We start from the raw sequence: 20,294 nt of genomic DNA on the forward strand, positions 1-20,294 counted from the left end.
CTTCGGGGAGGGCCAAAATGTCGGACAATCTTAAGTCACACCTGCACGCTTGACTTCGTGCCGGAAAAGCGGGTCGAGGGCTAAGTATGAACGCGCCCCTGCCTCCCGATCGGGTTCTGCTTGAGCTCGATCTCGCCGCACCGGCGCTTCGGTGCGGCGAGATCGAAGGCCGGTGGCGGCACCTCGCAACCATGTGGCCGCATGTGGTGTTCGCGGTCGCGGCGCCGCCGCGACCCGGAGCACCCGAGGCGTTCGATTTCCGCTTCAACTGTTCGGGCTATCGCGCAACGCCGGTGTCAGCGCAGCCGTGGGACCACGCGGCGAACCGGCCCTTGCCGGGTGCGCGGTGGCCGACCGGGCCGCACATCGTGTCGTCGGTCTTTCGCCCGGCATGGAAGGGCGGCCAGTGCTTGTATCTTCCGTGCGACCGCATGCGGTGCAGAAGTCGATTGGCCAGATGAAGCCATCGGTTCTTGGCATAAAGGGCGTCGCCGATTTTGGGGATGGCGATAAGCACGACAAGATCCAAGCACACGCAAGCATCTTGGCGTTCTATACGATGCTGGCAATTCTCCGAAGGCTATACGGAGAGGCGGTGTTAGCACCCATCTGACTGCGTGCGGGTTCCTTGTTCGATATGCGAACAAAATGTTGGCGAGGGGCAGAGCAAAAACAAGACGGCTCGCCACTGTGGAAGAAGCGCAAAGGGACTGATAAGCAAACTCTCAAAACCTTATCAGTGGCCGAACCCGACTGCGCTGATCGGGCGGCGGTGCAGTGTTGATAGCTCCTGATAGGGCCGCTTGCTGATCGGAGAACTAGCGAAGTTGACTGCGGGCCTCGGCGGCAGTCGTGATCGCACCAAGTCTCCGCCGTCTGTCTCCGAAAAACGGGAATATTCGCGGACAGGGCCGGAGACTTTCCGGGATTTCCGCCTCCGGTTGAGCGAACCGGGAGTCTGAGGACGGAATCGAAAACGCAAAAGGCTGGGACTTCCGGCCCATTCTCTCGTTTTTGGGGAAACCTGGCCAAATGCCGGACTGGCTGGCTGGCGAGGCAGTGCAGATCGCACCTGTCTCCAGCCAAATTCCCTGCAAGCAGGGAATTTTGCAGGGAATTTCGTCGATTCTAGCCGCGTTCCGGGTGTCTCTATAGCAAGCCCCCCGTGCCACGGGCCTTTCTCGCTGAATTCCCTACCCAACGTAACAGGGAAAATTCGTCGAAGAACAAGGAGCCGAATCGCGGAGAACAGGGAAATACCTCGCTTTGGCGCAGCGGTCCTACTCGGGCTAGGCCAGCTAGTCTAGCGACCGATTCCGTGAATGAAATGCATATAATGAAATGCATATAAGAAGCGTCGGGGATTCTAGTTAAGGGTCCGCTACAGCGCAATACCCACTATCGCGGGAGCCCTGTTTCCTCATCGAAGGGCCGCCTAACTCGCGACGCGGCGCCTTTCATGTGCAATCGGGGCAGCACTAGATTCAGGCGCCTGCCTCGATCGCCCTGAATGCGGTCGATCTTCGAACAACAAGTTCCGGACGAAGCACGACGGTTCTGTCGCAAACTGACTGGCAACCTGTCTCTGGCATGAGGCCGTTTCCATCTTTTGGAGCTTGCGATGTTCAAAGGCCGTCATTTCGATCGATCAGTGATCCTGCTGTGCGTGCGTTGGTACCTTGCCTACAATCTGAGCCTACGTGATCTGGAAGAGATGATGGCCGAACGCGGCTTAAGCGTTGACCATTCCACCGTGCATCGGTGGGTTGTCCACTTCTCGCCCGAGTTTCTGGCGCGTTTCAACAAACGCAAGCGTAGTGTCACCGGCAATGGCAGCCAGATCAATTACGAGGCAATCCGGTCGTGTGATGCTGAAAGCCGTCTGCGAGATCGATCACGACGGGCACTGAAGCCCATCTGCATCCGAAAAAGCCAATATCTCAACAATCGAATTGAACAGGATCACCGCCGCATCAAGCGGCGCGTTCGGCCCATGCTGGGCTTCAAGTCAATGGACAGCGCCGAAATCATCCTGTCGGGAATCGAGATGGTCCACATGATGCGCAAACGACAGGCGAGATTTGCCTACAATCCGTGTCTGTCAATTGCCGAGCAGTTCGAAATTCTCGCGGCCTTATGGCGAACGGATAGCTACTTGTTGCGACAAAAGCCAGAGTTTGCGGCAAAGCCGATTTAGAAAACTGATCACTTCCATGGTGTTCGAACGCATAGTGGCCAATCGGATTCTCAAATTTCCTTCTGCGAATGGCGAGCCACCAGCGTGCTTGGTGCTGCTTTGATGCTGTGCGCCCAGTCAGCCGGTACCGCAAGCGGGAAGTCGAGCAGCATCTGGGCAAAGCTCTTGCCGAGCGGGTCGGAGCGTAAACTCGCCGACCCGCCGCCGCCCAGTGCCTGATGCAGCACGAAGTTCAGGGCATTGAGCCCTGGGACCTCGTAGCGCTTGACGTCACCTCGAACCAAGTGCGAGAACCATTTGCGTACCGCTTCGGTCGTCAGTTGTTCACGAAGCAGCGGCAGGTACCTGGGTTCGCGGGCAATGACCCCAATGTTCTCGTCATCGCCCTTGTCGCCGCTGCGGGCCCAGGCCATCGCGATGAGGGGCACGCTTACCTTCGGGCCGGACGGAGAAGTCCAGGGCTCGGAAGGAACCAAAGGCGCGGCTTCTGATTCCTCGCCCACTGCTGCGGAAACATCGAGGCATTCCTCACGCGCGCCCATCTTCACCGTCAGTGGCACCTCGCGTTTGGGAACGAGGAAGGAGAACACCTTTACCACCTGTTGCACGTCGGCGCGTCCGAACAGCGTGGCGCGTGTACCCGCCGCCATGGACGTGCCGGACGAGACGCATTCACGCTGCAGGAACACCAAAGCCTTGCGATCGGGATGGCGCGCCGCGAGGCGCAGGAGGACTTCACGAGTGGGCAGGGATCGGGCATTGGGACCATAGAGGGCCTCGCAACCGATTAGTTCCACGCTGGTTTCGCTGTAGTCCGCGTAACCCTTTTCCGCCATCATGCGTCTGGTGCGTGCCAGTAGGGCCTCGGCCGTTCGTTGCGCCTTGGCGGGCGCATCCACACCGCGAATCGCCAGCGCGAGTGCGATTTGATAGCCGTCCAGCCACGTGCCATTGCATTTGTAGAGGGAGCTAGGGGCGCGGCCCCGTGCGCCGCTAACACGCACATGATTGGCGTCCAACGACTCCGTGCGTACTTGCCTGAAATCGCAGGTGACGTCGGGCATCAAGTAGGAGCCGGGGTCGCCCACTTCGTACAGGATCTGCTCCGCCACAGCGGCAGGGTGAATCAGCCCGCCCGTACCCTTGGGCTTCGAGAGTACAAAGCTGCCGTCAGCGGCGCAGTCAATCACTGGATAGCCCATGCGGTCCCAGTCCGTCACCAGCTTCCAGTCGGTGAAAAGTCCGCCGGTAGCCTGCGCGCCGCATTCGATCACATGGCCCGCGAGGGTCGCGGCGGCCAGTCGATCCCAGTCGTCCCAGGACCACCCAAACTCGTGCACGAGTGGGCCGACGACAACTGCGCTGTCCACGCAACGACCGGTGATGACGATATCGGCGCCCCATTCCAAGGCGCGAGCAATGCCTTGCGCACCGACGTACGCGTTTGCCGACATCAGCTTGGCGGGAGGCGGTTCGCTGGTGTGCATGTCTTTGAGACCTTGTGCGCACCAGTGGGGCATGGCGGCCATGATGTCGTCACCGGTGACGACTGCGACCTTCGGTCTAAGCCCTTGCCGTTCAGCCACGGCTAGCAGTGCGTCGCAGCAGGCTTGCGGGTTCAGGCCGCCGGCGTTGGCCACTACCCGAATGTTGCGCCCCAGGATCTCCGCCAGATGCGGCTCCATGGCCATGTTCACGAAGTCGGTAGCGTAGCCCAGTGCAGAGTCCTTGGCTCGTGCACGCGACATGATGGACATGGTCGTCTCGGCTAGGTAGTCGTAGACTAGGTATTGCAGGTCCGGTACGGCTAGCAGTTGCGGCGTCGCCGTGGCCGAGTCGCCCCAGAAACCAGAGGCTCCGCCAATGCGTATGGTGCGCGGGGTGCTCATGCTACCTGCTCCTCGGCGATGGCCTGGACCTGCACCAGCTTTCCGCCGGCGCGCGCCTGCCCTCCCACTTGCGCCGACAGCTCGGTGATCCGGCCCGCGAACGGCGCAGTCAATGTGTGTTCCATTTTCATTGCTTCGAGCACTACCAGCGATTGCCCAGCCTGCACGGTGTCGCCATTCGCTACATGGACGGCCACGATGCGGCCGGTCAGCGGCGCGGCCACCGCACCGTTACCGCCGTCCTTGACGCGGGCGCGGCGCGGATCGCTCGGCTGGAATCGCCAAGCGCGTCCCTGGCTGAACACGTGGATGCCCGCGCTGTCGCGCGCCCGGACTACGCGGTGGACCTGGCCATTGCATTCCAGCCACCACACGCCGTCGGCTGGCTTTCGCACCGGTATGAAGCGCATCGCGTCGACCTCATTTCCTTGCTGAATCGTCACATCGATACCTTCACCCGTAGGTTGCAAGCGCGCGTTCCATCGATAGCTGCCCAGTTCTAGATCTAGGGAGACGGTCGTCTGGCCGAGCTGCGCGGCATCTTGATCGGGCCAACCTACCTCGCATATTGCGGCTGCGGCGACGGTGGCGGTGTCGGGGCAGATGTTTTTCATCGCCTTGCTCATGTGCTGGGCGATGAAGCCGGTATGGACCTCGCCTTTGACAAACGCCGGATGCTCCAGGCAGTCGGCGAGGAAACCTTGATTGCTGGCTACGCCCAGTAGCACACAGTCCCGCACCGCACGGTGCAGCTTGCGCCTCGCCTCGTCACGCGTCCTTCCATGCGCCACCAGTTTGGCGACCATGGAGTCATAGTGGGGCGGCACGTCGCCGCCTTCGTACAGGCCGTGATCAACCCGCACTCCGTGTGCCGCGCCGGGCGGACGCCAGCACAATACAGCCCCCGCCTGAGGTAGGAACCCGGCTGCCACGTCTTCCGCGGTCAAGCGCACCTCGATCGCGTGGCCATCCAGCACGATTGACTCTTGGGCCGTGGGCAATGCCTCACCGGCGGCCACGCGCAGTTGCCATTCCACTAGGTCCAGACCGGTGATTGCCTCCGTCACTGCATGCTCGACCTGCAGGCGCGTGTTCATTTCCATGAAGTAGAAGGCACCCGTGCGGTCCAGCAGGAATTCCATCGTGCCCGCACCCACGTAGCCGATAGCACGCGCCGCCTTGACGGCAGCCTCGCCCATGCTCTTGCGCAGTTCCGGACTCACGGCTGGCGAAGGTGCCTCCTCGATGAGCTTCTGGTGGCGACGCTGTACCGAACAGTCGCGCTCACCCAGGTGGATGACATGGCCATGCCTGTCGGCGAACACCTGGATCTCAATATGCCGAGGCTCCAGGATGGCACGCTCCAGGATCAGTTCGTCGGAGCCGAAGGCGGCGAGCGCTTCCGAGCGCGCGCTCGCCAGTGCGGCAGGCATGTTCGCGGCATCTTGCACGAGCCGCATGCCACGCCCGCCCCCTCCGGCAGTGGCCTTGATCATGACCGGGTACCCGATGTCGCGGGCCGCCGCCGAAAGGGTGGCATCACTCTGGTCCCTGCCCTCGTAGCCGGGCACGCAAGGCATGCCGGCCGCCAGCATCAAGCGCTTGGCCTCGGCTTTGTTGCCCATCGCTCGGATGGCCTCGGCCGGTGGCCCGACGAACACAATTCCGGCACGGGCGACTGCCCCGGCGAACTCCTCATTCTCGGCCAGAAAGCCGTAACCCGGGTGGATCGCGTCCGCTCCGCCGCGGCGGGCAGCGTCGAGGATGGCGTTTATGTTTAAGTACGACTCGCGCGGCGCGGCTGGCCCCACGCAGATCGCCGTGTCAGCTTGGGTGACATGGAGACTGGTGCGGTCGGCCTCGGAGTAGACGGCTACAGTGCGCAGGCCGAGACGACGTGCCGTACACATGATGCGAACGGCAATCTCACCGCGATTGGCAATGAGCAGGGTGTGAAATGGCCGGAATGGCATGCTCATGTTGTGGCTCCGTGATTCAAGGATGCAGGCGTGGCCGCCACCGCATGGGCGGCGCGCACGGTTTCCGCATCGAAGCGAACGCACCAGCGCGCATCGCGCTTCTCTCGGAACGCCTGTGTTCCCTCACGGCCTTCGTGGCGTAGGCACTTGGCGAATGCATGGGAAGCGTCGTCCAGCAGAAGCGACGTAGGTTCTGTCATGCAGCGTGCTACGAGCGGCTTGAACGCCCGGTTAGCGCTGGGCGCACATCGTCCGATACGAGTTAACCACTCGGCTTCCAGCACGTCCAAGTGGCTGCCGTTCTCAGCCAAGGCATTGACGAGGCCCAGGGTCAGGGCATCCATACCGCTGACACGCTCCCCGCTCAGTCCCAGCCGCCGCGTGGTCGCAGCGCCCAAGCGTGCGACGACAAAGGGCGCGATCTGCGCTGCTATGACCCCCAGCGTGGTTTCCGACAGCGCAAAGCGAGCACCTTCCGTGGCCACCACGAAGTCCGCCGCGCATGCCAAGCCCATGCCGCCTCCCATCGCGGCGCCTTCGACGACGGCCATTACCGGCACTGGCAGCGCCGTCAGGCGTTCCATGAAGTACCCAAACTGCCTGTTGCGCGCGGCGATCGGATCGCCAGCGCTCTCATCAGCTTGTAGACTCTCGCGAAAACCGCCAATGTTGCCGCCCGCACAAAACATGCCGCCCGCGCCGCGCAATACCAACGCGCGTACCACGTTGTCCTGCTCGGTCATGGTCAGCACCTGCGTCAGCTCGCGCACGAGTTCGGTGCTCAAGGCGTTGCGGGTAGCCGGTTGGTTCAGCGTGGCGAACAACACGTCGTGCGCACGGCGCACCACAAGGGCGTCAAATCCGTCTAAGGTTTCCATTGCGCTGCTCATCCTGGCGTCAACGCGAACTCATGAGGCCCATTTGTTTGGCGATCACCTGCATCATTACTTCATCAGCGCCGCCACCGATCGAGCCGAGCCGGAAGTCGCGATAGGCGCGCGAGACGGGGTTGTCCCACGTGTAGCCCATGCCGCCCTGGAACTGCATGCACCATTCGGCGATCTCGCGCGACAGGCGGCCCGCCTTGAGCTTCGCCATGGAGGCCAACTCCACCACGTCGCCACCGCTGATGTAGGTTTGCGTGGCCATGTAGACTAGGCCACGCAAGGCTTCGAGCTCGGTCTTGAGTTCGGCTAGCTTGAATTGGATGAACTGGTTGTCCAGCAGTGGTTTGCCGAAAGCGATTCGCCGCCGCAGGTAGTCGGCCGTGTCATCGATGAGTTGGATGGCGGCCAGGCGGCGGGCCGCGGCGCCCAGGCGCTCCTCCTGGAACTGCTTCATCTGGTAGATAAAACCCATGCCTTCTTCGCCGATCCGGTGACGCACCGGCACGCGCACCTCGTCGAAGAAAATCTGCGCAGTGTCGGAGCACCACATGCCGAATTTCTTGATCTTCTGGACTTCGACGCCCTTGACGCGTTTGCGGTTCTCCTTCAATGGCACGATGATCAGCGACTTGTTCTTGTGGATCGGTCCCTCGGACGTGTTGCACAGCAAGCAGATCCAATCGGCTTGGGTGCCATTGGTGATCCACATCTTGGAGCCGGAAATTACGTAATCGTCGCCGTCGCGGCGCGCGCGCGTCTTGAGCGAAGCCACATCCGAACCAGCTCCCTGCTCTGAGACACCGATCGACACAACTACGTCGCCGGCGATAGCTGGTGCGAGGAACTCACGCCTGAGTTCGTCCGAGCCGAAGGCAGTCAAGGCCGGCGTAGCCATGTCGGTTTGTACACCTGCGCCCATGCTCACGCCCTGGGCACGCACATAGCCTATGGCCTCAGCAGCGGCCACGCCGTAGGAAAAGTCCAGACCCAGACCACCGTATTCGGTCGGCTTCGTGATGCCTAAGAAGCCGAGATCTCCCATCTTTTTGAACAGCTCGTGCGCGGGGAAGATTTCCGCGGCTTCCCATTCGTCCACGAACGGGTCCACTTCGTTCGCAAGGAAGCGGCGGATGCTCTGCATGATGCTGTGGTGTGCTTCTGTATACATATCGCTTATCCGTGATTTGGTGTTCAGAAGCGGGCCACGCCGAACTGCACAGGGTTGGTGTGGCGGCTCTCGCCTTCACGCACCGTAGCCAGCACGAAGGCGAGCACGGCGCGGGTGTTGCGCGGGTCGATGATTCCGTCGTCCAGCATCAGGCCGCTGGTGATGAAGGCACTAGCTTGACGCTCGAAGTTGGCGATGATTTCAGCCTTCTGGCTTGCTAGAGCTTCTTCGTTGACCGGCTTGCCTTTGCGTTCGGCTTGTTGCCTGGCCACGATCTCCATGGTCATTGCGGCCTGCTCGCCGCCCATCACGGCCGTCTTGGCATTGGGCCAGGAAAAGCTGAAGCGCGGCCGGAAGGATTGGCCGCACATGCCGTAGTTTCCGGCTCCGAAGGAGGCACCGCAGTACAGCGTGATGTGCGGGACCTTTGAATTCGACAGCGCCTGGATCATCTTGGAGCCATGCTTGATCATGCCTGCCTCCTCGGGCATGCGTCCGACGATGAAGCCGGTAGTGTTCTGCATGAAGAGGATGGGCGTCCCCGACTGGTTGCACAGTTGTATGAACTGGGCTGCCTTCGTTGCACCGGCCGGGTCGATTGGGCCGTTGTTGGTGATGATGCCAATCGGCTGCCCCTCGATGCGTGCATGACCACAAAGCGTCGATACGCCGTAGTCGGGCTTGAAGGCGAGCCAGGCCGATTCATCCACGATGCGGGCAATCACTTCCTGCATGTCGACCGGCTTCTTCACATCCAGCGGCATCACACCGGCCAATTCCTCCGGGTCCAATTTCGACGGCTTGCCCCGCGATCGCGGCGTCAGAGTGGGCCAGTTCAGTGCGGCCACAACGTCACGCGCGATGACAATCGCGTGGGCATCGTCCTCACCGACATACTCCGCAAGGCCGCTGATCTGAGCGTGCATGTCGGCGCCACCGAGTTCCTCGTCGGTGGCAATCTCGCCTGTAGCCGCCTTTAGAAGAGGGGGCCCTGCCAGGAAAGCGCGCGCACGGTTACGCACCATGACCACGTAGTCCGATAGGCCCGGCATGTAGGCGCCGCCGGCCGTGGACGAGCCGTGTACCACGGTGACGACTGGCAGTCCGGCAGCGGACAGACGGGCCAGGTTGTAGAACAGGCCGCCACCGCGAATAAACCGTTCTACTCTGTATGCGCGCAGATTGGCCCCTGCCGATTCCACAAGATGGATGAAAGGCAGGCGGTTCTGCAGCGCAATCTCTTGTGCACGCAGCAGCTTCTTGCTGCCTGCATCCACGTAGGCACCTGCATTGATGGCTGAGTCGGATGCTGCTACCATGCAGCGCACACCGGACACGAAACCGATGCCCACGATCTGAGCTCCGCCAGGGACCGACGTCTCCGGGTCCTCGCCTTCTGTGCAATAGCCAGCCATGTTGCCGATCTCGAGGAAGGGCGCGCCGGGGTCTAGCAAGCGCGCCACGCGCTCGCGCGGCAGCAGCGCACCGCGCTTGTCGAAAGCTGCCTTGGCCTTGGCCGAAGCGTCTCGGGCTCGCTGCTCCAGTTGTCGGAGGCGCTCAACCAAGGCCAGCATGCCCCGCCGCTGCTCAGCATAGTCGGCCCGTGCGGTGTCGACTCGCGATTGGATAGGTGTCATGGCGTAGCCTTGTCGGTGGTGGTCAGCAGCAGGGCATCCAGAGCTACTGCGCCCTGGCCTTGTGGCTTGACCAGCAAGGGATTGATTTCCAGTTCGACGAGCGCCGGGCCGAGCGCCATTGCGGCGCTGGATACAGCGGCAATGGCTTGCACGACCGCTTCCACGTCAGCCGCCGGTTTGCCGCGGAAGCCTTGCAGGATCCGGTATGCGCGCAGCTCCTGAAGCATTTCCCGCGCCATAACGCCGTCGACCGGCAACAGTCGGTGGGCGACATCCTGGAACAGCTCGGTCATGATGCCGCCCAGTCCTACGGTCATCGTCAGCCCGAACACTGGATCGCGGGTCACACCGATAATCAGTTCACAAACGCCGTGCTCCATTGGCTGCAGGAGCAACCCGCGCAACTCGGCTCCTGGGACTGCGGCTGATACTGACGCCAGCATCTCACGTGCAGCCGGCCCAACCGCGTCGGCTTGGAGGTTGAGGCGTACCCCGCCGACCTCCGTCTTGTGCGCGATGTCCGGGCTGAGGATCTTCATGGCCAGCGGACCGCTCATGCGTTGGGCCGCGGCCTCAGCTTGCGCGGCGTCGCACACCACCTCGGCGTTCCCCACCGGCACGCCGTACTTGGTCAACAACTGCTTGACCTGATGCTCGTCTAGCCGCTCAGGCAGCTCGGTGGCAGCCCCGCCTTGCTCGGTATTCGCCCAACGCAGCGCGCTCCACCGCTCAGCCCCTGCTGCTCCTTCGACCCATCGCACCGCAGTACCAAGCGCCTCGCTTGCGCGAGCGGCGTCGGGAAACACCGGGATGCCTGCCGCCTCTAGTCGTTGCCTGGTTTCCGGTGTGCCAGAAGTGGCGATAACGGTCACCAGGCAGTCGGTATTCGCCGCGACTTCGATGAGTTCGGGGGCGATACGCTCATAAAGCGAGCCGGTAGCGAACACTAGGAGAATGTCGGCGACGTTTTCAGCCAGGAGTGTCTGTAGCACCTCGGTGGCTAGCCGGTTGCGGCTGAACAACTGGCCAGTCATGTCTACCGGGTTGCACACCATCGCAATGCCCGGCACGCTGTCGAGCAACTTCTGCTGGCTCTGCCGCGACAGCTGCGGAAGCTGCAGGCCCTGTGCGCTCAGCAGGTCGGCGGTGACTGCACCCATGGCGCCCGAAATGGAGGCGACCACGACGCGCGAACCGAGTCGCTTGCCGCGCTGGAAGCGAGCCAAGTAGGCCAGGTCGGCCAGATGGACAGTGTGACGTGCCTGCATCACGCCTAGCTGGGCAAAGGCCGCCCGGTAGATGGCGCGGTTGCCTGCGAGCGCCGCGGTGTGCGACTGCGTCACCTGCGCGCCGCGCTCGCTCTCGCCTGCCTTGAGCAAGATCAGCGGTTTGCGGGCCTGGCGCAAGCGTCTCGCGGCATCGATGAACTTGCTGCCGTCGCGCAGGCCCTCAACATAGCCAGCGATGGCTTCCGTGCCACCGTCGCCGGCCAAGTAGTCGAGATAGTCGGAAAACTCGATGCAGGCTTCATTGCCAGTATTTATGAAATGGCGAAAGTGCATGCCCATCGTCCGGCCGGTCACATAAATATCGGAACACATGCTGCCGCTCTGCGTCACCAAGCTCACACGCCCAGGTTCGCTGTCCGGCGGGAACTGCCTAAAGGTGGGTACGAACGATGTGATGGCGCGAGTATTTAGGTTGGCAAGACCCATGCAGTTCGGGCCGACGATCCGCATGCCAGTGCGGCGGGCGAAATTCACCAATTCCCGCTGGCGCGCGACGCCGTCGCCGCCCACCTCCGCATAGCCGGCCGCATAGACGATGGCCGCGGGAATGCCCTTGGCGTGGCAGCGTTCGAGCATGGACATGACGTCATTCACCGGCAGCGCCAGGACGGCTATATTCGGCGCCATCGGCAGCGACTCCACGTCCGGATAGCAGCGATAGCCGGCGAGCTCCTGGTACTTGGGATTTATCGGAAATACCTGACCCGCGAAGCCTAGGCGCGACAGGTGGTCGAGCGCTATGCCGCCTATGCGGCTGGTGTCGCTAGAGGCGCCGATGATGGCGATCGAGGATGGATTGAGAACGGGCTCAAGCCGGTCCGGCGTTGCCGACATAAAGGCACCTCCTGAATCTGTTCGTGTTTCAGAAGACTTTCAGGGAAGCGCCTATGCCCCGCAATCGGCATTTGGCCTTTTGTCCACGATGTGGACGATCTTGGTCTGTGTTTAGCCGATTTCTTGCTTGATCAGCTTCCCGAATTCATGCCGACGCGCAAGCGGCATGCGTGCCTTTGATGAGACTACGCTGATGGCAGCGTATCCTGAAGGCACTTCGAACGCGTAGCCGACGCCGGCGACACCAAGGCCCGCCGCGAGCGTGTAGCCGAGCCGACGTCCCCGCTCGACCCCGGTCAGGAGGCGGGTAAGACTCAGGTTACTGGCAGCGTACTGCGCCCGTTGACGCGCGTAGTGCCGGCGGATTTCGGCGTCTGTCATCGTGGCCAGAAGCGACAAGCTGCCGATACCCAGGCCGAGCAGTCGGGTGGTGCCCACCAGGTCCTGCAGGGCGGGGTTTTGTGGTGGATCTTGCTCCAGATGAAGGTTGTAGCTGTAATCGCCGATGCGCACGACCATGAATACTCCTTCGCCGGTGCGCCGCGCGAGGCGCCGCATGGTCAAAAGATAGGTCGCCACCAGCGGCGGACGGGACATCGTACGCAGGCCCAGGAGCATGGCAGCCGTGCCGAGGCGGTAGGCGCGTGTCGTGACGTCCTGTTCTATGTAGTGCAAGTCCACCAGAAAGCTGATCATACGGTGAATCGTCGGCCGACTTATGCCCGCGGCACGGACAAGTTGATCCATCCTTAAGCCGTCGACATGGTTATCGGCCAGCAAAGAAAGCAGGGTAAACGCGCGTTCCAGGCTTTGCACCCCCGTGGGTGACGACGTTGACATTGTGGTGTGAGGGCCCCCTCCAGAACGCCCATATTGTGGGCACGTGGTGTTTTTTGTTTGCGACAGAGTACACATCAATGTGGAACGACCGACAAGCATCTTAGCGAGGCCGAGATGAGCCAGGCTCCGCCCGCCACCGTCCTTTGACGGATCGCTTCGCCGAGATGGACGGCAGGCCGCTTGTGGTATTCGACGCCGTACAGGAGTACGCATGACTCGCGGCTCGCGCTTGGAACGATCAACTATACGCTGCGATGCTCCGCTACCGGATCGGCGTGCCGGCTTTTTCGGCGATGCACAACCGACCGTAAACAGATCATCGAGGGGATGGACGGTGTCCCGTCTCTGGGAAGATTGCCCCGGATCCGCTGATGCCTGACGCGCAGCGCCAAGACGGCCCCAGTGCGGACGAAACCCGGCTCTCGGATGCCGCTATTCAGCCGCCACGATGTTTTGACTGGTGACGACGCGGAGCTTGTCCAGCCTTTGCGACGCGGCTAAAGCTTCGTCAATGAGCTCGTCGACAATAGCCTCGACCGACTGAACCTTATTGGCGAACACGGCTGCCGGGCCGAAGTCGAGCATGCCTTGCCGGAGATCGCCTGTTGAATAGGCGTTGTGAGCGAGCGCGCCGACGACATGCGGGCGATAGTCCTCGAAATCCGCACTCCCGGCGTTTTCCAACGCCAAGACGTCCCTGGCGCTTTCATTGTTGAGGACGCGGTGATGGTCGCGCAACAGCTTCTTGACGACTACGCTCTGAGTCCCGTCCAGTTGCGCAATGTGCTCTTTGTAGGAGGGGTGCACCCAAAGCTCTTCGCTGACCATCATCCGCGTGCCCAGCACGACGGCATCCGCGCCCATCGCGAGCGCGGCAGCGATGTGGCTACCAGTACCGATCCCCCCTCCTACGACCAGAGGCAGGGAAATATCGCGAGCGGCATGCGCGGTCTGGACCATCGTGCCGATCAGAAACGTGCCGGGATGACCGCCACAGTCGGCTCCGACGACGGTCACGGCGTCGACGCCCACCCGCGCGGCCGTATGTGCGTACCTTACGGCGGGGACCTTATGAATGACGACAATGCCCGCCTCTCGCAAAGCGGGCAAAATCGCGTCCGGGCTCGCTCCCGCCGTCTCGACACAGGTGACACCATTGTCTGCGAGAAGGGGAATCAGCTTGCGCATGCGATCCGCGCCGCCTGCGAGCTTTGAGATGTACATGTTGACGCCAAATCCCTTGCCACCGACAAGCGAGCGACACATGGCGATCTGGTGTTCGAGCCAGTCCTCATCGGCCGGGCTTGTTGCTACGATGAAGCCCATACATCCGGCATTCACTACCGCTGCAACGTACTTACCATCGGAAACGCCAGGTCCGAGGCCGCCACACAAAATGGGATGACGAATTCCGAGCAGCTCGGTGATCCGGGTCTTCATGACTTGAGGCCGCAAGACGCATTCTCCGATGAGCTTTCACGACTGGCAGCCACTAATGATCGTTCGGTTAGGGATTCAATCCCTAGCACCCACGTTTTGCGGGCTCCCTCGGAATAACATGTATGTGTGATGTTAGGGGTTTTAGCTGGAGGCCCTAGAACCGTTCCAGTTGAACTTGGCTCGTCCCGCTGGAAACTCTGAATTCACCCGCACAAACAGCGAGAAGCCACAGTGCGTCGCATTTTCCAGTCCCTCTGTTGACCAGCGCGTTGAAAAGCAACAACCCAGAGGACCTCAGGCATGGAATGGCCGAGATGGCAACGGCGCTCAATCTGTCTTGCTTCGCTTATCCGCGCGTTACATCAACAACGATATCGTCAGATCGATCCTGTTATCATTCAGGCTCTTCACCGGCCTGAGCCCATTCGAACCGGGCCTAGGTCTCGGACCAGAAGTACATTCGGAACCAGCTCGTGAGCTGTTCGACGAAGCAGCTCGGTTTGGCATTCGTTACGGCTTCACTGCCCCGGTTCATGACAGCAGTGGAGCCATCACGAACAGCCACAGCAAATGCACTCACGGCGGAGTCGCTTCCTACGTGCTTACCCGCATCAGGGGCAAGATGAGCGCGACCATGGCAACTGCACTGTGAGTACCGTGCGACGCGACTTGCAGGCCGCGCGAAATTCCGACAGGGCCGCTGATTTCAACGGTCATTCCGACAAACGTGTCGTCCAACCTGCATTGACACTGAAATAGGTTTTCGCCCTGTCGGAATGGCGGCCGTCACCGACAGCGCTGCGCCCTGCCCTCCCGCCAGGTAAGTATCCCCCAGCAAGGCCGTGGGCTTTAGGAATTGGGCCGCTCAAAGCGGACGTGGGACGCTACCGCGTCCCCGATTTTGTTGGCCGCCTGAAGGCGGCCTTAGCGCCGCATATTCAATTGGTCGAGCCGAGTATCCTCGGCCTCCTGCTTGCGGATGTACTCCCTGATCACCGCTTCGTCTCGACCGATGGTCGAGACGAAGTATCCCCTGGCCCAGAAATGCTGCCCTACGAAGTTGCGCTTTCGTTCGCCGTAATCGTCCCATCGCGCAACTCCTTCTCGTGCGCGTGGTGGCTTCACGAGTCCTGAGTTTCGTCGGTGGACGATTGTCTGAAATGTCACACTTCTGCTGCCGCCCCGGCAGAGCCGGGGTGCCTCCCTTGGTAGGCTAGCCGGGTCTTGAGATATGCCGTCGGCTATTGCTCGTTCATGATGGGTCCAAACGTCTCCCAACTTTCTCCGTTGAACCGCGTCAGCTGAGATTGCTGGATTGGACTGTAATCGTCGGCGCTCGTATCGATCTTGATACCCGGTAAAAGGAGCCCAAATTCCACCTCTTTCAGGTTCGCGGCCTGCGCCATCAGATTTTCGCGCGTAAGATTGTCTCCGCACTGTTGGATCGTTCGGACCAAGAGCTGCGACTCCAAATATCCGTAAACCGATTGCTCATTCAGACCTTCCCCGGGAAGATGCTTCGCCATGAACGCCTTGAACTCTTGCATTCCGGGATCGTTGTTCCAAGCAGGATCTGCGGGATCTTTGCGATAGGCCGCAGAAATGATCCCTTTCGCATTCTCCAACCCCGCCGGCTTCAATATATTATCCACGGCTATTGACACGTTCGTTAGATATATGGCCGGCTTCCAACCCAGCTCCGCGACAGACCTTATGGCCTGCGTGGCAAACTTGGTAACGGCAGCAATGACCAAGGTATCGGCCCCGGACGCCTTAAGATTAACGATCGTCGCCGCAATCGTCGGAGACGAAGTCTCAAACGACACCTCTGCGACCAACTGCGTTTTCGCTCCTTCGCCGAGCCCCTTCTTCAGGCCCGCAAGAAAATCCCGTCCGAAGTCATCGTTCTGATAGATGATGGCTACTTTTCTCGGCTGATCCTGCGAGCGAATATGTTGGCCATATATCGCAGCTTCGGTTTGGTAGTTTGGCGCCCATCCCATGGTCCAAGGGAAGCGCTTTGGGTCGGCAAATCTCTGAGCCCCGGATCCGACAAACAATTGTGGAACCTTCCGCCGATTCATGTACGGCTGAATAGCGGAGTTTGATGCCGTCCCGATTGTGCCGAACAAAGCCAGGACTTCGTCACTCTCTACCAGCTTGCGCGCCTGCTCCACCGCTTTGGGCGGGCTGTATCCATCGTCGTACGAAATGAAGGTGATCTTGCGTCCATTGATGCCGCCGTTCTCGTTGATCATTTTGAAGTAGGCGGTTTCCGTTTTGGCAACCAGGCTGTAGGCGGACGCAGGCCCGCTATAGGGCGCGATGTTACCGATCTTGATTTCGGCATCAGTCACTCCTGGACCGTACATCTTGTCGCCGGCGCGCACGATTGCCGTCATTGCCACCAAGAGCGAGACACTGACTAACGCTCGTATCATCTCGTTAGCCATTCGCTTCGACCGAGCCTCAATACTCGTGCTTCCCCGCGCCAGCACGCGAGGCGTTTGGTCATCACGCGGAATACCGTTGGTCTGCATAGGTCGCTCTTCCCTTTTCCTGTTTCCCTGCATTTGCGCGACGTCAGAGGGAATCCGCTTGTTCGATTCCCTGCCGAATAGCGCGCAATGAATCCAGTTCTTCGGCACGTTCGGCTCCGCCGATCGATTGCGCCGTGAGGCCGCGGCCGGTTAGCTCGTTCACGTCCGGGATGGGGCCGCCCACCTCGAGCCGGCCTGCCCCATTGGGCGCGAAACCACCGGTGACGATGGGCGTTGCGCCGTCTGCTGCATGCGCCGCATAGAACGCAGCTTGACGCTCGACGGAATTGCGGGCGCGCTCGAGGCGCGCATACATTGATCCCAAAATGGCGCGGTTGCGGAGGGTATGGGTGCCGTCACGCCTCGGTGACAATAGCGTCGGGTAGCGCGACGCACCCCTTGCCGGCAATTGCATACGTTCCCCTCCCAGTTCTACCATCGGACAATATGGCCAAGCGCACAAACGATTTGCGCCCAGTTGAACGGCCCACACTCCAATCCGCACATAGTGCTAAGTGGCTTGCCGATCTTGGCGCCGTGTCAGATCAGATGGCCCAGACGATTCAGGATTTTGAGATGACGAACCGCGCCTTTCACCACGCGCTGGTGGCGCCCTGCGCGATGCTTCGCCTGCTCGCCAGCCTTGACGGACTACAGCTTGCAAACTCTCGATTGGTGTTCACGATGGCGCGAAGTAGCGGCTGGCGACCGCGGTCCAATCAGGATTACCGGCCGATTCTGCAAGCACTGCGAGCGCGCAACGTCGATCAAGCCTGTACACATTCAAACGATTGAACGGCCTGCCCTTCCCGCGTTCTGATCAAGGAAGAAGATCTTCTGGCGAGTTCCGTTGCAGACCGCAGGCGATCGCAAGGGTGTCAATTCAACATTATGTTTGCTCGTCGACGATTGTCGGGATTGGTTGCGCCACTTCTCCGGACAGTCCGTTCATGACGACATCTGGATTCCGGGACATCGCCAGAGGCGCCTCCGAATAAAGGGCCCCGCGAGCTCGTCGCTCGCGGGGCAAGTCTCGGGAGGGCATACTTTACCCGGTATGCGAGCGGGATCTTGATCACGGGATCATTTCGCCGCCTGCTCGCGGCGAGCCGCCGGAAGAGGGGCTTTCACCTGTTAGCGGGCATGGCCTCATTCGCGCCCGAGGCCGCCAGTCGCCCCCGTCTTGATCATCTGTCGGATCTTCTCTTGCTCGACGCCTGCGCTACGCAGGATCTCGATGCTATGCTGTCCGAGCCTCGGCTGAAGCCGCGAGGGCGGAGCCGCTTCCCGATCGAACGTCACCGGCGCGTCGGTCAGCATGATCTCCCCTTCGGTCTCATGGCGGACCGTCCTGTAGAAGCCCACCTCATTGAGGTGTGGATCATTCAGCAGTTCGTCGAGCGTATTGATCTTCGCGTTCGGGATTTCGAGACGGGACAGTGCTTCCTCCCACTCCGCCGTCGTGCGCGAGGCCAGGCATTCCCCCGCGACCCGATACAGTTCGGAAATATTCACCGTTCGCGTCGCCAAGTCCTTGAAGCGCAGATCGGCGGCAAGATCGGGACGATCGACCTCCTGCCAAAACCGCTGCCATTGCTGATCGCTGTAGGCCATCATGCCGATGTACCCGTCGCTCGTCGCATAGGGCTGGCGCCAGACATCGAGGACGCGGGTATAACCCGTATGTCCTCCGTCGCCGACGAACATCTTTCCATATAGATGCTCGACCAGCACGAACGAGGTCATGGTCTCAAACATCGGAACTTCGACCACGACTCCCTTCCCTGTCCGCTCTCTCTTGAAGAGAGCCGCCGAGATCGAATAAGCGCCGACCAGTCCGCACGTCTTGTCCGCAATGACGATAGGCGCATACCGAGGGCGTCCCGCCGACTGCGCCATCAGAGATGCGATTCCGCACTGCGCCTGGATGACGTCGTCGTAAGCAGGCCTTCCGGCATACGCCCCGCCTTCCCTGTACCCGTACAGCGCCGCGTAGACGATTTTCGGATTTCGTGCCTGGACGGCCTCCGGAGAGATGCCCAGCTTCTTCGCCTTCTGAGGACGCATGTTGTGGACGATTACGTCCGAGCCCTCGATCAAGGTGTAGAGAGCCTCCAGCGCCTCCGGCTGCTTCAGGTCGAGCACGATCGAGCGCTTGTTTCGGTTGACGCCCATGAACAGGGCCGCCATGTCGGGACTTCGGCGCGGCCCTGTATAGCGAGTGCTGTCTCCGCTGGGCGTCTCGACCTTGATGACGTCGGCACCCATGTCGCCCAGAATTTGAGTCGCGTACGGCCCCAGGATCACGGTCGTGAGATCTAGGACGCGAACTCCGTCAAGCGGCCCCGACATGATTTGACTCCTGTTTATTTCGGGATGTTCGGTCGCAACGCGTCGTCATTTTCCGTCGGAGCGCGCTTTGATCATGCGAAGCGGCGTATAGGTCAGTACGACCGAGCCATCCTGCTTGACTACCCGGTTACGCGTACGGACCAGACCCCGATTGGGCCGGCTCTTGCTGCGTCGCGATTCAATCACCTCGCACTCGACGTGAATCGTGTCGCCGGCGATGACCGGTCCCTCGATATTCAGCTCCATATGAAGGAAGGCGAAGCCCGTATGCTGCATGGTTGCGTGCACGAGAAGCCCCTCGGCGATGCAGAATACGAGCGCCCCGGGAGAGACGCGCTCCTTGATGTCCGACTCGGATTTCAGGAATTCGAGGTTGGTAAAGAGAACCTCGGTCATTCCCGTCGTATTGACGAAGTTGACGATGTCGGTCTCCGTGATCGTCCGGCCGATCGTCCGGAACTGTCTGCCGACGGGCAGATCCTCGAAATAGCAGCCAAGACCCAACGTTTCCATGTGATCGTCTCTCCTTTAAATGCCGAGATAAACTTGTTTGACGTGATCGTTGTGGCGCAGCTCGGAGGCCGAGCCCGAAAGGACGAACACTCCCGTCTCCAGGACGAGGGCGCGGTCCACGATCTTGAGGGCCATGGACACATCCTGCTCGACCACGAGCAGCGTCAGTCCTTCGTCGACGAGCGTCCGCAATGTCCCGTAGAGTTCTCGCACGACCAGAGGAGCTAGGCCGAGCGACGGTTCGTCGAGCATGACCATGCGTGGCTTGGCCATCAGTGCGCGACCGATCGCCACCATCTGTTGCTGTCCGCCCGAAAGCGTGCCGGCGGCCGCGCCGCTCTTCTGCCGGAGCGCAGGGAAGTAGCGCCAGATCTCCTCCAACCTCTCCATCCGTTCCGATCGGCTCGCCAAAGGCGTGCCGCCGACAAGCAGGTTCTCGGTCACCGATAGGCCCGCGAAGATATGGCGCGCCTCGGGAACCTGAATGAGCCTCAGATGGGGAATGGCGTGGGCTTCGACCTTCGTCAGATCGTGGCCGTCGAATACGATGGAGCCCGAAGTGGGGGCGACCAACCCGGATATGCAGCGGAGCAAGGTCGACTTTCCGGCGCCGTTCGGGCCTAAGATCGCGACGGCCTCGCCCGCTTCGACCTTCAGGGACACTTCGCGAAGCACTGTGACCTGCTCGTAACCGGCGCTGAGATTTTCGACGTTCAACAGTGCCATCGC

At 61.1% G+C, this 20,294-nt stretch carries 16 protein-coding genes and 2 pseudogenes; 4 read left to right on the top strand and 14 right to left on the bottom strand.

The annotated features are described in order from the left end of the window. The first annotated feature begins 86 nt into the window (after positions 1-86). Entirely contained in the window at positions 87-461 is a 375-nt protein-coding gene (locus AC630_RS48285) for a DUF7665 family protein (protein ID WP_074118813.1), read from the top strand. A 1,160-nt stretch (positions 462-1,621) separates the two neighbouring features. Then, complete coding sequence (locus AC630_RS12415) at positions 1,622-2,197, top strand: DDE-type integrase/transposase/recombinase (RefSeq protein ID WP_074118873.1); 576 nt, start codon at positions 1,622-1,624, stop codon at positions 2,195-2,197. 50 nt (positions 2,198-2,247) lie between these two features. On the opposite strand, the gene AC630_RS12420 is transcribed toward AC630_RS12415, so the two are convergent. The 8 genes from AC630_RS12420 to AC630_RS12455 form a co-directional block, all read right to left on the bottom strand. After that, complete coding sequence (locus AC630_RS12420; RefSeq protein ID WP_074118814.1) at positions 2,248-4,086, bottom strand: acyclic terpene utilization AtuA family protein; 1,839 nt, start codon at positions 4,084-4,086, stop codon at positions 2,248-2,250. Then, positions 4,083-6,065 (bottom strand): acetyl/propionyl/methylcrotonyl-CoA carboxylase subunit alpha, encoded by a 1,983-nt coding sequence (locus AC630_RS12425; RefSeq protein WP_074118815.1) that lies wholly within the window; start codon positions 6,063-6,065, stop codon positions 4,083-4,085. The genes AC630_RS12420 and AC630_RS12425 overlap by 4 nt, the downstream gene beginning before the upstream one ends. Beyond that, positions 6,062-6,943, bottom strand: coding sequence for an enoyl-CoA hydratase/isomerase family protein (locus AC630_RS12430; protein ID WP_167561184.1), 882 nt, complete (start codon positions 6,941-6,943; stop codon positions 6,062-6,064). Before AC630_RS12430 ends, AC630_RS12425 begins: the two co-directional genes overlap by 4 nt. 19 nt (positions 6,944-6,962) lie before the next feature. Continuing rightward, entirely contained in the window at positions 6,963-8,120 is a 1,158-nt protein-coding gene (locus AC630_RS12435; RefSeq protein WP_074118817.1) for an acyl-CoA dehydrogenase family protein, read from the bottom strand. 23 nt (positions 8,121-8,143) lie between these two features. Further along, complete coding sequence (locus AC630_RS12440; RefSeq protein WP_074118818.1) at positions 8,144-9,757, bottom strand: acyl-CoA carboxylase subunit beta; 1,614 nt, start codon at positions 9,755-9,757, stop codon at positions 8,144-8,146. Continuing rightward, complete coding sequence (locus AC630_RS12445; protein ID WP_074118819.1) at positions 9,754-11,880, bottom strand: acetate--CoA ligase family protein; 2,127 nt, start codon at positions 11,878-11,880, stop codon at positions 9,754-9,756. Before AC630_RS12445 ends, AC630_RS12440 begins: the two co-directional genes overlap by 4 nt. 111 nt (positions 11,881-11,991) lie before the next feature. Further along, positions 11,992-12,933: an IclR family transcriptional regulator gene (locus AC630_RS12450; protein ID WP_349538458.1), complete on the bottom strand. Its 942-nt coding sequence runs from the start codon at positions 12,931-12,933 to the stop codon at positions 11,992-11,994. 219 nt (positions 12,934-13,152) lie between these two features. Continuing rightward, on the bottom strand, positions 13,153-14,160 hold the full coding sequence (locus AC630_RS12455; RefSeq protein ID WP_208867004.1) for an NAD(P)H-dependent flavin oxidoreductase: 1,008 nt from the start codon (positions 14,158-14,160) through the stop codon (positions 13,153-13,155). Positions 14,161-14,497: 337 nt separating this feature from the next. Here AC630_RS12455 and AC630_RS48290 point away from each other — a divergent pair, with 337 nt between their 5' ends. After that, the gene (locus AC630_RS48290; RefSeq protein ID WP_074118822.1) at positions 14,498-14,812 is read left to right on the top strand and encodes an autoinducer binding domain-containing protein; all 315 of its coding nucleotides are present in this window, start codon (positions 14,498-14,500) and stop codon (positions 14,810-14,812) included. Positions 14,813-15,084: 272 nt separating this feature from the next. Here the strand turns inward: AC630_RS48290 and AC630_RS12465 are convergent. The 3 genes and pseudogenes from AC630_RS12465 to AC630_RS12475 form a co-directional block, all read right to left on the bottom strand. Further along, positions 15,085-15,240, bottom strand: a pseudogene (locus AC630_RS12465) (transposase); the annotation flags it as partial. A gap of 161 nt (positions 15,241-15,401) precedes the next feature. Then, positions 15,402-16,601 carry an ABC transporter substrate-binding protein gene (locus AC630_RS12470; RefSeq protein ID WP_074118874.1) on the bottom strand — a complete coding sequence of 400 codons (1,200 nt, stop codon included), beginning with the start codon at positions 16,599-16,601 and terminating at the stop codon, positions 15,402-15,404. Between the two features lie 142 nt (positions 16,602-16,743). After that, the gene (locus AC630_RS12475) at positions 16,744-17,115 is read right to left on the bottom strand and encodes a hypothetical protein (RefSeq protein ID WP_143197994.1); all 372 of its coding nucleotides are present in this window, start codon (positions 17,113-17,115) and stop codon (positions 16,744-16,746) included. 137 nt (positions 17,116-17,252) lie between these two features. Here AC630_RS12475 and AC630_RS43740 point away from each other — a divergent pair. Continuing rightward, positions 17,253-17,520, top strand: a pseudogene (locus AC630_RS43740) (FCD domain-containing protein); the annotation flags it as partial. Positions 17,521-17,849: 329 nt separating this feature from the next. Here the strand turns inward: AC630_RS43740 and AC630_RS12485 are convergent. Genes AC630_RS12485 through AC630_RS12495 form a run of 3 tightly spaced genes read right to left on the bottom strand, consistent with a single transcriptional unit; the run spans position 17,850 to position 20,291 of the window. Further along, complete coding sequence (locus AC630_RS12485) at positions 17,850-19,052, bottom strand: CaiB/BaiF CoA transferase family protein (protein WP_074118825.1); 1,203 nt, start codon at positions 19,050-19,052, stop codon at positions 17,850-17,852. Positions 19,053-19,097: 45 nt separating this feature from the next. Continuing rightward, complete coding sequence (locus AC630_RS12490) at positions 19,098-19,565, bottom strand: FAS1-like dehydratase domain-containing protein (RefSeq protein WP_074118826.1); 468 nt, start codon at positions 19,563-19,565, stop codon at positions 19,098-19,100. Positions 19,566-19,580: 15 nt separating this feature from the next. Further along, the gene (locus tag AC630_RS12495) at positions 19,581-20,291 is read right to left on the bottom strand and encodes an ABC transporter ATP-binding protein (RefSeq protein WP_074118827.1); all 711 of its coding nucleotides are present in this window, start codon (positions 20,289-20,291) and stop codon (positions 19,581-19,583) included. Between the last annotated feature and the right edge of the window lie 3 nt (positions 20,292-20,294).

This window comes from Bradyrhizobium sp. AS23.2, assembly GCF_001908185.1.
Taxonomy (GTDB): domain Bacteria; phylum Pseudomonadota; class Alphaproteobacteria; order Rhizobiales; family Xanthobacteraceae; genus Bradyrhizobium.

Excerpts from the sequence above, each read along its gene's own strand:
- AC630_RS12490 (WP_074118826.1), bottom strand. The coding sequence starts at position 19,565 with ATGGAAACGTTGGGTCTTGGCTGCTATTTCGAGGATCTGCCCGTCGGC.
- AC630_RS12435 (WP_074118817.1), bottom strand. The coding sequence starts at position 8,120 with ATGTATACAGAAGCACACCACAGCATCATGCAGAGCATCCGCCGCTTC.
- AC630_RS12485 (WP_074118825.1), bottom strand. The coding sequence starts at position 19,052 with ATGTCGGGGCCGCTTGACGGAGTTCGCGTCCTAGATCTCACGACCGTG.
- AC630_RS12440 (WP_074118818.1), bottom strand. The coding sequence starts at position 9,757 with ATGACACCTATCCAATCGCGAGTCGACACCGCACGGGCCGACTATGCT.
- AC630_RS12415 (WP_074118873.1), top strand. The coding sequence starts at position 1,622 with ATGTTCAAAGGCCGTCATTTCGATCGATCAGTGATCCTGCTGTGCGTG.
- AC630_RS48285 (WP_074118813.1), top strand. The coding sequence starts at position 87 with ATGAACGCGCCCCTGCCTCCCGATCGGGTTCTGCTTGAGCTCGATCTC.
- AC630_RS12430 (WP_167561184.1), bottom strand. The coding sequence starts at position 6,943 with ATGGAAACCTTAGACGGATTTGACGCCCTTGTGGTGCGCCGTGCGCAC.
- AC630_RS12455 (WP_208867004.1), bottom strand. The coding sequence starts at position 14,160 with ATGAAGACCCGGATCACCGAGCTGCTCGGAATTCGTCATCCCATTTTG.
- AC630_RS12495 (WP_074118827.1), bottom strand. The coding sequence starts at position 20,291 with ATGGCACTGTTGAACGTCGAAAATCTCAGCGCCGGTTACGAGCAGGTC.
- AC630_RS12445 (WP_074118819.1), bottom strand. The coding sequence starts at position 11,880 with ATGTCGGCAACGCCGGACCGGCTTGAGCCCGTTCTCAATCCATCCTCG.
- AC630_RS12475 (WP_143197994.1), bottom strand. The coding sequence starts at position 17,115 with ATGCAATTGCCGGCAAGGGGTGCGTCGCGCTACCCGACGCTATTGTCA.
- AC630_RS12470 (WP_074118874.1), bottom strand. The coding sequence starts at position 16,601 with ATGATACGAGCGTTAGTCAGTGTCTCGCTCTTGGTGGCAATGACGGCA.
- AC630_RS12425 (WP_074118815.1), bottom strand. The coding sequence starts at position 6,065 with ATGAGCATGCCATTCCGGCCATTTCACACCCTGCTCATTGCCAATCGC.
- AC630_RS12420 (WP_074118814.1), bottom strand. The coding sequence starts at position 4,086 with ATGAGCACCCCGCGCACCATACGCATTGGCGGAGCCTCTGGTTTCTGG.
- AC630_RS12450 (WP_349538458.1), bottom strand. The coding sequence starts at position 12,933 with ATGCGTACTCCTGTACGGCGTCGAATACCACAAGCGGCCTGCCGTCCA.